We start from the raw sequence: 13,255 nt of genomic DNA, 5'->3' as shown, positions 1-13,255 counted from the left end.
TTTATTTCTCTCCCAGGCTGTTTACGATGTCCTCGGCTATTTTTTCACTTCCCAGCATCCCGCGGGACAAGGACCAATTACGCCGTTCTACCGTAAATACACGGTTGTTTTTAACTGCGTCTATTTTTTGCCACAAGGGATTGCTCTCCCACTGATTCACGATCGTTGTAGGGTCTGTTGGCATCAGGAATAATACCTGTGGGTTAGCTTCAACCAACTGCTCCAGCGTCAGCTCGGGATATGCCTTGTCGCTGTGTACCGGATCGGTAAAGCCTAACAGCTTCACAATAGAGCCAGTATACGCATGGTCCGAATGGGCAAAGAAGCCCTTAGGATTGACGACAGCAGGCAGTACGGTCAGAGAGGTGCTCTTCAGCTTCTTTTTGGCTGCATCTATTTTGACCTGATGTTCTTTTAGGCGTTTTTGAGCCTCTTCACTTTTACCTATGGCCGTAGCGAGGATGGTGTAGTTTTTCAGCATATGCTCATAGTCTGCCTGAAAATCGTCCAGTGCCAGCACTGGAGCAATGCCTTTCAATTGTGCCAGGGCGTTTTTGTGCTTATTAATATCCACAATAATCAGATCAGGCTGCAATGAGCTGATCAGTTCAATGTTGGGTTCATAACGGGAGCCTACGGAAGTGTAGTCCTTCAGCTTGCTTTTCACGGAATCCATGAACAGTTCAGGCGTACCGTCATCAGCAATTCCGATAGGCTGCACACCAAGAGTCGCCAGCATGTCCGTAAAGCTGAAATCCATCGAAATGATACGTGCAGGCTTGCCTGGTAAGGTGACTGTTCCGAGTGCGTCCTGAACGGTGATACGGTCTCCGTCAGATGAGCTGTTCGCTGGTTGGGAACCCGTCGAATTGCCGTTTGCCGCAGTCTGATTTGTGGAGGATGAACTACAAGCTGCCAAGCTAATAGCGAGCAGTAAGGTGAAGGTAAGGCCAAATATACGTGTAAACCAATGATGCATCCTGTTTCCCCCTGATAATAATAATTATTCTCATTTGAATTCTAGCGGCAACCTCACTTTTATACCATGTCTGATTTGTAGACGCCACATGTTATATTATTAGATTCTTTGGAACTCGGTGGGAGAGCAGCCGACTTCTTTTTTAAAAATACGGCTAAAATGAAAATAATCCGTAAATCCGACTCGTTGAGCCACTTCCTTGGCTGGAAGTCGGGTCTGCTGGAACATTTGCTTCGCTTTTTGGATGCGGAGATGACGTAAATACTGGGTCATGGTCATGCCAGTGGCTTTTTTGAACAATACCGTGTAATGTCCTTCGCTCATGCCCGCCCGATCAGCCAGCAGCGGCAGGGTCAGCTTGAGCATATAATGCTCATGGATATAAGACAGGGATTGTTCAATAGATACCGACGAGTTGTGGCTGTCCTGCACCATATGCGTCTCATAGATATAAATGAATAGCAAGCGCTCCAGGAGCAGCCTTTTTCGAAATTGCTGGGCCGCTTTTTCCACGCCAGCTTCATCCTGAATGCTTGGGGCTGTTGTTCGCAGCAGCTCATCCAGCATATATTTGATTTTATATTCACTCAAGGTACGCAAGGGACCATGCAGGGTCCAATCCGTGGATTCGCTTCGCAGCACACGATACGTAATTACGACATATTCGGCTTCCCGGGTTTTGGGGACCTGAAGGCTGCAAGCGCCATATTGATTATGAAAGGCAAAGCCCTGCGTGAAAATAACCGGCTCTTGGTCTTGAGCTGAGAGAGTGACATGTCCATGCAGCGCAACAATCAGGAGATGGCTGTCGGAGCTAGGATGCAAGGTTTGAGAAGTGTTGCCGTATTCGATATGCTCCAGCAACGGGACGACGGCTGCTAGCTGCTCCAGATTCATGAATGCACCATCCTTCATTATTTCTTTTCTTTAGCAAAGTAGCTAATCACCCTTATTCATGATAAATTCTAAGAACAATAAAGTGAAGTTGTAATCGGGAAGGAACATTGGCATATGAAAAAGGTTCTGTTCATTAATACCGGAGGAACAATTTCCTCTTCCTATCAGGAAAACGGCCTGACTCCGACCCAATCGGCTGAAAATATTTTGGCTGAAATTCCGGAGCTTCAGGAAATCTGCAAGATTGATGCCTACAATCTGATGAGCATTGATAGTACCAATACACAACCAGAGGATTGGGCTTCCATCGCTCGGATGGTACATCGTTCGCTTGATCAATACGACGGTATTGTTATTGCGCATGGCACGGATACGATGGCTTATACAGCTTCAGCCCTGAGCTTCATGTTGGGCACCGTAGACAAACCCGTCGTTGTGACAGGTTCGCAGGTATCCATATTAGCGGAGCACAGCGATTCCAAAAAGAATGTAATTGACTCATTCCTGACCGCATGTGGCGAAGTGGCAGGGGTTTTTGTCGTGTTTAATGGCAAAATTATCAACGGCAGCCGCAGCTCGAAAATCAGAACACGCAGCTATAACGCCTTTGAGAGTATTAACTATCCGTACATCGGTCTCGTGGAAAACGGTAAGGTGGTCTATACAGAGGGCGTATTTGCAAATCGTGATACCGTTCGTCACCCGTACAATGACGGCTATGCCTCTGAAGTATTTCTGCTTAGGCTGATTCCGGGTACAAATCCGGCGATTTTCGATGCTATTCAGAGCTTGGGCTATAAAGGTATCGTCATTGAGGGCTTTGGTATGGGGGGCGTACCTTTTAAAGAGAGAAGTCTCATCAACAAAATTGAGGAGCTGATGAAGGACGGTATGAGTATAGTCGTCACCACGCAATGTCCTTATGAAGGCGGGGATTTGACGATTTATGAGGTAGGGCAGAAGGTACTGGAGAAGGGTGTTATTCCGGGGTATGACATGACAACGGAAGCGCTGGTGACAAAAATGATGTGGGCGTTAGGGCAGACGACAGACCCAGCCGGGGTAGCCAGAATTATGGCCACGAACTACGCGGATGAAGTGTCCCTGCCTACAGAAACAGCTTCCTTATAGGAAGCTGATTTCCATAGATTTCGGCTAACTACCGATTAACGACGAGTCTGCTCCAGTCTATTTTTAATCTCAACGGCCATTTCCAGTGCTTGTACGGCCGCCTCTAGGGAAATGAGGCATTCTGCATGTCCGTCAAAACATTCAAGAGCATGCTCCCAACTTTTTTTGTATGGATTGGCGGATTCGAGATTGATTTTTTGCTGTCCTGATGCGGTATACTCAAATAATGCGGTGGGTATAGGATCATTTTCATCACTCTCATGAAATACCAGCTTGGCTTTTTCAAAATAAGCTTCATAGGCCACCGTGAAGGGATAGCTTTTCGGCATATGGGAAGAAGCGATGACTTCTGTGAATGTATCCCGATGCTGAAAATAAGCCCGAACCTGTGCCTGTTCGGGATGGTCTACTTCTGTACCCCACACTGTATATGGATCACAGGGACCTAACAGCCAGGTTAGCAGATCCAGTTCATGAATCATGAACTGCGTAGGGATGGAGCTTAGTCCAAGGTCCCCCCACAGGGGAGGGGTTTCTCTTTTCAAGGACAAGGAAATGAGCTTTCCGTACTTTTGTTGGCGATAAGCCTCATACAGATAGGTATAGGCAGGATCAAACTTAATGAACTGGTTGACCAAAATTTTTTTGTTATATTGCTTCTCAGCTTGTTGCATAAGAAGAGCATCTTCGAGATGAAAGCAAACCGGTGTTTCACAAAATACATGCTTCCCATGCTTTAGCGCATCAATGGCATGTGACCTATGCAGGTGGGAGGGCAGGCATAGATCGACGATATCCACGTCCGGATCCAGCAGAATATCCTCTATATTTTGTGTGACTTCTACGTTTAGCTCCTCTTTCAATTTTTGCAGCTTGGTTTCGTTCCTTCCAAATACAATGAGTCTGTTTACCTTGGGATGGTTGTTTAACAGCGAGGCATGATACGCGCCGAATCCCGTCCCCAAAATTCCAATATTCATCATCCATTACACCCCTTTACTTCTATGATACACACCTATTGCTGCCAACAGGGTGTCAACAATCTTTGCATCATCTTTTCATTTCGGGTTAACCATCTATTGTGGAGGTATGATTGTGAGACTGCATCGTTTAATCGCGATTTTATTATGTATCGAATCTAGAGGGAGAATGAAGGCCAGGGAATTGGCGTTGGCACTGGAAACCTCTGTACGCTCCATTTACAGGGATATCGACCTGCTGGCTGAAGCCGGAGTTCCGATTGTTACTGCATCCGGTCCGAAGGGCGGAATTTATTTAATGGAGGGTTACACGGCGAACCTGAAACAGTTAAATGGCGGGGATGTCATCCAGTTGTACTTAACGGGGATGGGCATTTATACCGGCGGCTCCACAGAATCGGGTTTGAAGTTAAAGAATACGCTGCTCAAACTGGAACAGACGATGCCGGCCCCATACCAGTCCGATATTCGAAAAGCCAAAGCGCGGTTTTATTTTGATGATACACCGTGGTGGACGGAACGTGTAGCAATTCCTTGCCTGGAAGCGGTGAGAGCTGCGGTGTGGGGGTCCTATAAAATAACGATTCAATATGAGAAGGCTGACGGTTCTTGCTCTTCTCGCCAGGTACATCCCTATGGACTTGTGGTGAAAAAAGGAGATTGGTATCTTATTGCCTTTTGTGAAGTCGGGCAGGAGATTCGGACTTTTAAGTGTGAGCGAATTATGGAAATTCAGCCGTCTGCCGAAGTCTTTGAGGTTCCTGGAGATTTCTCGCTGGAACATCATTGGATGAAGCAAGAAAGCGCGTTTAAGCAGCTTTGTAGAGAGAAAGAATACTATCCTGTTCTGATCCGAACGACTAAGAAGCAAGCGGCGATTCTAGCGAAAAGGTTGGAAGTCATCCAGTCTGTACAGGATGGAAGTCACTTCATTCTCACAGTCAACATGTATAGCTATGAAGCAGCCTGCCGCGATGCTATGGATTGGATCGGCCGGGGTGAAATCGTGGAGCCTGCAACACTCCGACAGTTTGTGAAGGAGGAGATTAGCCGACTCCAGAGGATATACGGTTAAATCATCAAAAAAACATCTGCCTATAGCAGATGCTTTTGCTTGTTAAGTCCAGGCCCAGAGGAATGCATCACGATCCCAGGCGATTCGGCCACCATGTAGCTTGCGAAATGCCTTTTTGATTTCTTTTTCCAAAGATACATGACCATGCTCGCTTATAAACACATACTGCTCTCCGTATTCAGAGCGTACATATGCAATGGCATCTTCTTGTTTCAGAGTGCCCACTTCACGGATTTGCGCGACCATCCATTGGGCAATTTGTTGTTCTATAGTTGGGGTGTTGTCCATTTGTCGTATCCTTTCCTGCGACCGATTGGGTGTAGCTGTTCAGCCTGCCTCCTGTAGTATACGGCAATTCGGAGAATTATTGAATTTTTTGATATAAATGTACTTATGCAGTTGGCTAAGTAGGCTTTCTTTTGTATAATTAAGGGAATATTCACGGGAATTTTCTTTTTTTGTATTGAAATCATGCAAGTTATCCCTGGGGGTGCCTGATTTGAAGGAAACAACCACTATTCGCGCAGAGCTGGAGCAGTACATCAGACGAGAAGGAATTACGATTAGTAAGTTTGGGGAGAACACAGGTATTAATGCAGGAACAATCAGTGCCATTATTAACGGCAATCGACCGATTGCGATGTTGCTACTGGACCGGATTGGTGAGGGGATGGGGCTTGAAGAGGGAAGCCTCTATGAGCTCTACATTGATGAATTTATAAAGAATACGGCACCGAATTGGCGGCGGGTTCGTCCCTTTTTGCATCGCTGTGCCGAGCTGAACAAACTGGACTGTATTAAGCAAGTCGTGGAGTTTATGATGGACTATCTCATATACGCCCCTGCTTTGTTTGAGACAGCGGAGGAATTGTTCAGCGAAGGTAGGTTCGAGGCTGCGGCTATTATTTATAAAAATGTCTCGGAAAGCGAGAAGTACCAACATTCAGAGCGGCTGGCGCTCTGCCAATACCGTTTGTTTACGATTACCGTTGGCGATGACCAGGATGAAAATTTATGGGCAGCTACACATTTTGAAAGCTTTGTGGAGCGATTGGGTGAAGCAGACCAACTGGATGCCTTAAGAGACCTGGCTAATACGTACGCCTCCTTGCGGCGTTGGGATAAAGTAGAATGGTTTGCTGAAAAAATGGCTCAGAAAGCCAAGGTACAATACGAGCAAAAGTACGGGAAGACCAGAAAATCAGAGCGTGGCAAGGAACCCAAAGGTCCTTTGTTCATGTATATTGTATACTCTTACGTACTGCGTGCCGGGGTGTGGGATGAGCGCGGGGATTATCAGAAGGCGCTGGAATATGTATCCCTGTACTCTGACTTGAGCTGGGTGCAAGAAGATACGGAAGAAGTTCGGCGGTTGAAGGCTCTTTGTAGCAATTGGGCCGAGGCCAATGGGTATTTGTATCAGCTGATGTCCGGTAGCCTGGATGTGATTCCACAGTATGTAAATTATTTGGAAAAAAATGAGGGCGAAATTCTGGTGGGGTTACATAAGATAATGGTAGCGGCCAACCGTTATGATTTTAATGTAGATCATGTACTGCAACATTTTGAAAAACAAATTGAGGCATTTGCAGAGCAGCATGTTAAGGTAGGTACCTATACCGAGCAAATGTCGGCAGATCTCTATGCACGGTTCCTAGCAGAGATGGCTTGTTACGATCTCAACAAACATCGTTATTCCAAAGGTATGAAATTCCTGCTTGAGAGCCTTTCCTATTCTGTCGTGCTGAATGGTAATCCTGTCACCATCAAGTGTGTAGGACTATTTGAAAAGTATCGGCATACTGCCACTTCTGAGGACAAAGAGGAATATAAAAACTTACTTGGAGAGGTAGAGTACATCCATGATAAAAAAGATCGTTTTTTCTCTGCTCGCATTTAATGTTTTTATCCTATTGAATTTTCCACCCATCACCCCTCCTATAGAAGACCCTAGCGATGTCCACAGTCATGGGTTGGGGGGATGGGCATTGTCATCTCCTGAACCATCGGCTTAGAGGGTCTAGATAACATTAAAAAAGGTATTCTCTTATGAAGAGGATACCTTTTTTATTTGCAAGTGCGTTTGAAGGTTGAAGGAGCGTCCTTGCCGTCAAGTGTGAGGAGTTGGAGGTTGAGCAGGTGGAAACCACACATGACGAAGATCCACCCAGCCCTGGCTGTTAAAGGATACGCCGCGAACAGTAGGAAGATAGGCCGTCTGAACGGGCTTTTCATATAAAATATGCAGCTGGTGCTCATCCATCAGCCGGGTTTCAATATGCTCAAATTGCTGGGCTCTGACGGTATGATCGGCCTCACGTGCGATTTCGCGCAGCAGTCTTTCGATATCCACGCGGCTATGTGGCTCCACATGCCCGGACACATTGAGATACAAATCAAACAGACGTAATTGCTCATCACGATCCCGAAACAAAGAAAAGATGATTAAGTCTGACTCCAGACGAATAGAGGAGCTTTTAAATTCATTCATGGATGCGGCCACGATGTTACAGGTATATCCACAGGATTCGAGCTGGGCCGCGACCCGTTCGGCGTCTGCCCTATACTCGGGGATGGTAGCAATTTGCAATGTAGCCAGTGGTTCATATGAATCGCTAGATGAGTCCACCCCTGAAGGAACGTGTCGTTGATCCAGACATGCTACGATGCGAGCACGTATTTCCGGGTTGCGTAGCGGTCCATCCTTGTATGTGTTACAGGTAATAAATTTGCGTACCGAAGCCGCCGAGTGAATCTGACTCCATGCGGTATCCGTGTCTCTAGCTGGTATAGGATTATGGATAATGTGAAAAGAAGAAGCGGTGTCTTCCATATCCGGTGATTCCAGCTTAGTCGCCCACGGGAGTTGGACAATTTCTACCCGATCTAGATGGGCACGACCTTGAAAATAAGGTGCAAAGGCTTCAAGTAGGCACAAGCTTTCGTTCATTTCGGTCACCTTGAAAGCCCCCGTACCGATAGGACGGATGCCAAAGGCAGCCTCGCCCACCTGATTAAGCTCACGCGGTACAATCGCAGCCCGACTAGTACACAGGAAAGATAAGAATAGCTCGTTCGGCTCCTTTAGTACGAAGCGTACCATCGTCGGGCTTAACGCCTGAACGTGCTGAATTTGCCGGACGATAAAATGGTAAAGTCTCCTTCCCGGCGCCCGACTTAGTCGCTCAAAGGTATAGACGACGTCTTCCGCGGTTAGTATTTTTCCGTTATGAAACAGCACTTCTTTACGCAAGAAAAAGGTCCACTCTGTACGGGTGGCGTCCACTTCCCAAGCGTGCGCCAGTCCCGGCAAAATCTCGCCGCTCTCATTCGCCCGGCGGGCCAGCCCGTCAAAGACGTGGCTCGATACGAAGGACTCGGCAAGCCAGTTCAAATACAGCGGGTCCAGCGTATAGAGCTGCTGGCGAATAGGCAGACGCAGCGTGTCGATCTGCTGCTGATCACTGCGCACCTCCGCGTGGTGCCCAAAATAGTTCAGTAGCCAGCCTTGTAAATGCTCCTGCATGGTAGAGGAGCGTGAATGAACCCGAATTTCATCCAGCGCGCGTTTAATATCATGGCGGTCTATGGCTTGCATCATGGATTGCACGGCAATGTCCTCCGGCTGAATGAGGAAGCGTAGGCTGGAGCGACGTCCTCTGCCCCGGCGAGGAGTCCATTGGATCCAGTCGTGCTGCTCCATTTTCTGAATGATCATCAAGGCATTGCGGTGGGTGCAGTCAAAGATAGCCGCCAGTTCATCCAGCGTAGTCTCTATGGTATGGTTCTCGTCCCTGTCGTCAGCTGCGTGGGAGTGAAGCCGTAAAAATTGGGCGTGAAGTTTCATTCAGGAATGCTCCGTTTCCCCTATGCTTAAGTAAAAGCGTAACTGCTTTTATAAAATAGGAAATTTTGTTTCGATTAATTTCTCTTTATCTTCTTATTTTATCATCTACAATAAGGGTTATAAAGCATAGTTGTGGAGGTATTTACCATGCATGACAAGATGAGTGGATCGTCTTTGCCGAAAGCGTCGTTGTTGTCCGCCTTTGCTGGCGCCATTGTGCTGGCGCTGGTTCATCAATATCTGTTCTTCGGACATGGGCTGGGCGTGTCTATGCCTATTTTTGTTATTGTATTTTACGTGTATATGTATTCCTTTAATCGAGATCGTTGTCAGCCCATTTCATGGATAGGACGTCTGCTGTTTGTGGTCATTATGATGCTGGCACTGACATATGTGCTGTTCGATAACCCGATCTTCTATGTGTTAAATGCACTGGCCATATCTGCTCTGATTAGCGTACATATGGTGTTGCTGTTCGGGGAAAAAAGGCATGGTTGGTCGGAAGTCGGTATTATCGGTCAGGCGTTAAGCCATTGGTTTTATCAAAATTTTCGCCATATCGTGACTCCATTTCGAATGTTTAAGACGGCAGCCTTTCGGAATGTAAAAGATGAGCGTAAGCGTGTGTTGGGTAAAGTGATAATCGGTCTACTTATTGCCTTGCCGTTGCTACTCATTATTATATCTCTGCTGGCTTCCGCAGATGGGGTGTTCAAAGAGTTGTTAGCTGGCATACCCGCATGGATTGGCACATTGACCTTTGGGAGTGGTTTACCGCGGCTGATCTGGGCCTGCTTTTTTACCTTCTGTTTTTTCTGTTACTTATGGGGATTTGTACAGCCTGCTCCGCGGAATACGGAAAGAGAGGCTCAGTCAGCAGCAGTACCTTACCACGAACCAGTCGCAATCAAGTTGGATCCTGTCATTACCGCTACAGTGCTGATGGTCATGAATCTGGTGTATGTGGTGTTCGTCGTGCTGCAGTTCGGATATTTGTTTGGTGCATGGGAAGGTGCTTTGCCGGAAGGAACCTCGTATGCCGAATATGCGAGAAGAGGATTTGGAGAGCTGGTAATGGTAACAGGTATCAATTTTGTGCTGATGATCAGTGTATTGAAGTGGACTGAATTCGGCTCAGGTATAGTGCAAACATTGAACAGCGGCCTGCTGTACATACTCGTGGGTTGTTCGGGTGTGATGCTGTACTCGGGATATACCCGGCTGGTCATGTACGAAGAAGCATACGGCTATACGTATATCCGTTATCTGGTCCACGCATTTATGATTTTTCTGGGCTTGCTGCTGCTCATTGCAGCCGTGCGTATTCATGTCCGCCAGCTTCCGCTGGCGAAATACTATATTGTACTCGCTCTAATCGCCTATGTCGTCGTGAACTATGTCGGTATTGATGTACGGATAGCTGAAAATAATCTCGAACGGTATCGTACAACATCGGTGATAGACAAGGAATATTTGAGTGAGCTATCCGCGGACGCGATTCCACTGTTGATTGATTTTAGCCGTAAGGAACATGGAGCGCTGGATGAGTTTTTACAAGCTCGCTTGATGAGGATGACGAGAGACGAATCAGATTGGCCTGAATTTAATTGGGCTACGTATCGAGCGCAACGGGAATTGCACAACTATATTTTGGAATGAGAGGTGTTTGGGAATGATCGGAACAGATACGTTACAAAGTATGGTACTGGAGCTACAGGATGAAATGTCACAGTACCAGCATCAGTTTGGTGTAAGGCGGAACGATTTTCTCGTGGAGGCTACGTCCTGCGGAATGAGTGAGGAGGAAGCCCATGCTTATGCTATCCAGCGTATTGGTCCAGTCGTTCCCGTCACCTGTATGCCTACGTTGGCTCTAGGTAAAGCGAGACCGCTCAGTCCAATGTTGGCAGCGCGTTACCAATATGCAGGAAGTTGGAAGGATATCCATGAGCATCTGCTCCTTCCTGATGAAGTGCTGCGGATCGCAAGTACAGAGCGCTTTCGCAGCTGGATCAGCGATATGCGGAATTACTGGGTGGAATCGGCCCCTTACCGATTCGGGGATGATCGTCTTTCGCTGCTATCAGTTGCAAGTGAGGAAGAAGGTCACTTTTCCATGCTCGTCTGGAAGGAACCGGGGGAGGAGCCGGAGGTGTGGACATATGCTTCCCAGCATGAATATCGATTCAGTCATTTGCTCCACTGGTTCAAGTGGCTGAACGGGCGCAGTGAAGAATGAGAGGTACAGATGATGAAAAATAAGTGTAATTGGATCGTGCTGTTTGTCGGCATTGCTATAATGGTGGGGGTTGCAGACTATTTTACACCAGCTAAGCCTACTACTCCTGAGCTTATCGTTCCAACCATAATCAGTGATGAAAGCCTTCAGCTAAGCGATGATTAATGAAGCAGAGGCTCGAGTTACGCTGTGGATGGAATTTAAATAGGAAAAATAAAGTCCATTTTCTGTGGTATTACGTTGTTAAAGTAAGCCGAAAATCACCCTAATAGTTGAGAGGGAATTGAAGCCAACATCAATTGAATGTGGAGCCATTCAGATGTTCAAGCGACTCCGTCATTTCCTCTACAACTTATATTCAGGGGGAATTTTCAATGGCTAGAAGTGCAAGCACATACGCATCTGTAATCGACGGTTTTAAGGTAGAAACGAACAAAAAGTATTCGCCAGTAGGTGGAACCAAATGTAATATTTTTGCACAAGACGTGATGGCTGCGATGTCGGCTTCCTTGCCAAGTGGCTTAGCCAATCAAATGGCTGATGCTTTACTGGGTAACAACACGCCGGGCTGGTACTCCGTAACTTTTCAGGATGCTCAAAAAAGAGCAAACCTCGGGTACCCAACCATCGGGATCAAAAAAGCGGATGGCCATGGTCATGTCGTCGTTGTCAGACCGAAGGGTTCATCGATTACGATCCTGAAGGAAGTACAGATCGCTCAGGCGGGCACCAAAAATTACAACAGTAATACTATTAATTACTCTTGGGTGGCAGCTGATCTGCCTGGTGTAAAATTCTATACACACGACTAAGTGGTTTTGAAATATTGGCAATCTAAATAACCCTGGAAGCAGATCCATTCGATCTGCCTCCAGGGTTATTTTTTATTTTGAAACAGCAGGTTTGGATACAATGAAGGCTTTGCCTGGCTTGACAAAAGCAACAGCATAACCATTAGAGAAGGAAGAAGATTCCGATCTATATTCAAGCTTGGTCAGCAGTTGACCTTGGCGATTGATGTAACCGAATTTTCCGTCCGAGACAGATGAGTTTGCTTGTTTACCAACTAAAGCAATGCCTTCCTTGAATGGAGATGTAACATCATATTTTTGTTGATATTTAATGACCAATGTTCCGGTTTTATCAATAAACCCAACCTCATTTTTCGCATTTTTCACACTGGCCAAGCCCTCGCTAAAATCCTGTGCATCCATAAACTTAAAGGGAATCACGACTTTTCCCTGCTTATTGATGAATCCCCATTTACCCTTGGCATTTTGTACTGGAGCCAATCCTTCCGCGAAGTCTCCGCCGGATTTGTATTGAGGTGGAATGACTTCTTTTCCTGCCGTATTGATATAACCGTATAGCCCCTTGCTATTTTGAACAATAGCCAGGCCATCCGAGAAACTACGGCTGTATTTGTATTGATAAGGGATCGCTAGCTTACCGGAAGCATTCACAAAACCAATCTTCCCAGTGTTAGGGGCATAGGCAAGGGCCAGACCTTCTGTAAATACATATTCTGAGTCCACATTTTCTTTAAAATGAGAAAGGATTTTTCCCGTTCGATCTATAATTGCATTTTCTTTGGTATCCGCTATGGTGACCTTGGCTTTGCCTTCGGAAAAGACATTGGCCTCAGTATATTGGCAGGGAATAACCAGTGTTCCTTTGGTATTAATGTATCCATAGAGATTGGTTTTTGTATTTTTGACTACAGCTCGTTGCTCCTGAAAATCACCGACAGGTTTAAGCTCGGCGGGAAGAGAGAAAGCCTTTTGACCTTTGGTATTGTAATACACAAGGTTTCCGGCAGATGTTTCAGCGGCCAATAAGCCATCGTGAAAAGCGCCATCGCTTGAAGGACGAGCAATGTTGTAATCTACAGCAGTTTTAGAGACTTCAATGGCTGTTGTGCTGGGTGCGGCCCAACCTGTTCCAATAACAGAGATGCCAGTAACCAAAATCAATGCAGCTAATCCTAACTTTTTCAACATGCATAAGCTCCTTTGTGGGTTGATTTTTAACTTTGGGCTTCAAATAATTCTGCCCTCATACGTAAGGCCTTCCATAATATAGACGATAAAAATGTAGGAATGTTTCT

Annotated in this window: 13 protein-coding genes; 7 read left to right on the top strand and 6 right to left on the bottom strand. The window is 46.3% G+C overall.

Annotated features, from left to right (window positions below):
• Position 1: 1 nt before the first annotated feature.
• Positions 2-979 carry an ABC transporter substrate-binding protein gene (locus ABEW32_RS02380; protein ID WP_430184352.1) on the bottom strand — a complete coding sequence of 326 codons (978 nt, stop codon included), beginning with the start codon at positions 977-979 and terminating at the stop codon, positions 2-4.
• Between the two features lie 99 nt (positions 980-1,078).
• Complete coding sequence (locus ABEW32_RS02375; protein WP_430184350.1) at positions 1,079-1,876, bottom strand: helix-turn-helix domain-containing protein; 798 nt, start codon at positions 1,874-1,876, stop codon at positions 1,079-1,081.
• Positions 1,877-1,990: 114 nt separating this feature from the next.
• Between ABEW32_RS02375 and ABEW32_RS02370 the strand changes: the two genes are divergently transcribed.
• Positions 1,991-3,007, top strand: coding sequence for an asparaginase (locus ABEW32_RS02370; protein ID WP_430184348.1), 1,017 nt, complete (start codon positions 1,991-1,993; stop codon positions 3,005-3,007).
• A 35-nt stretch (positions 3,008-3,042) separates the two neighbouring features.
• Here ABEW32_RS02370 and ABEW32_RS02365 read toward each other — a convergent pair whose 3' ends face one another.
• Positions 3,043-3,990, bottom strand: coding sequence for a Gfo/Idh/MocA family protein (locus ABEW32_RS02365; protein ID WP_430184346.1), 948 nt, complete (start codon positions 3,988-3,990; stop codon positions 3,043-3,045).
• 112 nt (positions 3,991-4,102) lie between these two features.
• Here ABEW32_RS02365 and ABEW32_RS02360 point away from each other — a divergent pair, with 112 nt between their 5' ends.
• On the top strand, positions 4,103-5,062 hold the full coding sequence (locus tag ABEW32_RS02360; RefSeq protein ID WP_430184344.1) for a helix-turn-helix transcriptional regulator: 960 nt from the start codon (positions 4,103-4,105) through the stop codon (positions 5,060-5,062).
• A 42-nt stretch (positions 5,063-5,104) separates the two neighbouring features.
• On the opposite strand, the gene ABEW32_RS02355 is transcribed toward ABEW32_RS02360, so the two are convergent.
• Entirely contained in the window at positions 5,105-5,350 is a 246-nt protein-coding gene (locus ABEW32_RS02355) for a DUF6953 family protein (protein ID WP_013373729.1), read from the bottom strand.
• Positions 5,351-5,561: 211 nt separating this feature from the next.
• Between ABEW32_RS02355 and ABEW32_RS02350 the strand changes: the two genes are divergently transcribed.
• On the top strand, positions 5,562-6,962 hold the full coding sequence (locus ABEW32_RS02350) for a transcriptional regulator (protein ID WP_430184342.1): 1,401 nt from the start codon (positions 5,562-5,564) through the stop codon (positions 6,960-6,962).
• Positions 6,963-7,172: 210 nt separating this feature from the next.
• Here ABEW32_RS02350 and ABEW32_RS02345 read toward each other — a convergent pair whose 3' ends face one another.
• Complete coding sequence (locus tag ABEW32_RS02345; protein WP_430184340.1) at positions 7,173-8,909, bottom strand: ABC transporter substrate-binding protein; 1,737 nt, start codon at positions 8,907-8,909, stop codon at positions 7,173-7,175.
• A 147-nt stretch (positions 8,910-9,056) separates the two neighbouring features.
• Here ABEW32_RS02345 and ABEW32_RS02340 point away from each other — a divergent pair, with 147 nt between their 5' ends.
• The 4 genes from ABEW32_RS02340 to ABEW32_RS02325 all read left to right on the top strand — a co-directional run bounded on the left by ABEW32_RS02340 (position 9,057) and on the right by ABEW32_RS02325 (position 11,960).
• Positions 9,057-10,568, top strand: coding sequence for a DUF4153 domain-containing protein (locus ABEW32_RS02340; RefSeq protein WP_430184338.1), 1,512 nt, complete (start codon positions 9,057-9,059; stop codon positions 10,566-10,568).
• Between the two features lie 13 nt (positions 10,569-10,581).
• On the top strand, positions 10,582-11,148 hold the full coding sequence (locus tag ABEW32_RS02335; RefSeq protein ID WP_430184336.1) for a hypothetical protein: 567 nt from the start codon (positions 10,582-10,584) through the stop codon (positions 11,146-11,148).
• A 9-nt stretch (positions 11,149-11,157) separates the two neighbouring features.
• A complete protein-coding gene (locus ABEW32_RS02330; RefSeq protein ID WP_430184334.1) occupies positions 11,158-11,313 on the top strand; it encodes a hypothetical protein in 156 nt (51 codons plus the stop codon).
• A gap of 209 nt (positions 11,314-11,522) precedes the next feature.
• The gene (locus tag ABEW32_RS02325; protein WP_016822626.1) at positions 11,523-11,960 is read left to right on the top strand and encodes a hypothetical protein; all 438 of its coding nucleotides are present in this window, start codon (positions 11,523-11,525) and stop codon (positions 11,958-11,960) included.
• Positions 11,961-12,032: 72 nt separating this feature from the next.
• Here ABEW32_RS02325 and ABEW32_RS02320 read toward each other — a convergent pair whose 3' ends face one another.
• Positions 12,033-13,148: a WG repeat-containing protein gene (locus tag ABEW32_RS02320; RefSeq protein ID WP_430184332.1), complete on the bottom strand. Its 1,116-nt coding sequence runs from the start codon at positions 13,146-13,148 to the stop codon at positions 12,033-12,035.
• Positions 13,149-13,255 lie beyond the last annotated feature (107 nt).

The sequence above is a fragment of the Paenibacillus jamilae genome, assembly GCF_050482105.1.
GTDB lineage: Bacteria > Bacillota > Bacilli > Paenibacillales > Paenibacillaceae > Paenibacillus > Paenibacillus jamilae_B.
This window is presented reverse-complemented; position numbering and strand designations above follow the sequence as displayed.

Excerpts from the sequence above, each read along its gene's own strand:
- ABEW32_RS02345 (WP_430184340.1), bottom strand. The coding sequence starts at position 8,909 with ATGAAACTTCACGCCCAATTTTTACGGCTTCACTCCCACGCAGCTGAC.
- ABEW32_RS02325 (WP_016822626.1), top strand. The coding sequence starts at position 11,523 with ATGGCTAGAAGTGCAAGCACATACGCATCTGTAATCGACGGTTTTAAG.
- ABEW32_RS02365 (WP_430184346.1), bottom strand. The coding sequence starts at position 3,990 with ATGATGAATATTGGAATTTTGGGGACGGGATTCGGCGCGTATCATGCC.
- ABEW32_RS02375 (WP_430184350.1), bottom strand. The coding sequence starts at position 1,876 with ATGAATCTGGAGCAGCTAGCAGCCGTCGTCCCGTTGCTGGAGCATATC.
- ABEW32_RS02340 (WP_430184338.1), top strand. The coding sequence starts at position 9,057 with ATGCATGACAAGATGAGTGGATCGTCTTTGCCGAAAGCGTCGTTGTTG.
- ABEW32_RS02335 (WP_430184336.1), top strand. The coding sequence starts at position 10,582 with ATGATCGGAACAGATACGTTACAAAGTATGGTACTGGAGCTACAGGAT.
- ABEW32_RS02370 (WP_430184348.1), top strand. The coding sequence starts at position 1,991 with ATGAAAAAGGTTCTGTTCATTAATACCGGAGGAACAATTTCCTCTTCC.
- ABEW32_RS02380 (WP_430184352.1), bottom strand. The coding sequence starts at position 979 with ATGCATCATTGGTTTACACGTATATTTGGCCTTACCTTCACCTTACTG.
- ABEW32_RS02355 (WP_013373729.1), bottom strand. The coding sequence starts at position 5,350 with ATGGACAACACCCCAACTATAGAACAACAAATTGCCCAATGGATGGTC.
- ABEW32_RS02320 (WP_430184332.1), bottom strand. The coding sequence starts at position 13,148 with ATGTTGAAAAAGTTAGGATTAGCTGCATTGATTTTGGTTACTGGCATC.
- ABEW32_RS02330 (WP_430184334.1), top strand. The coding sequence starts at position 11,158 with ATGATGAAAAATAAGTGTAATTGGATCGTGCTGTTTGTCGGCATTGCT.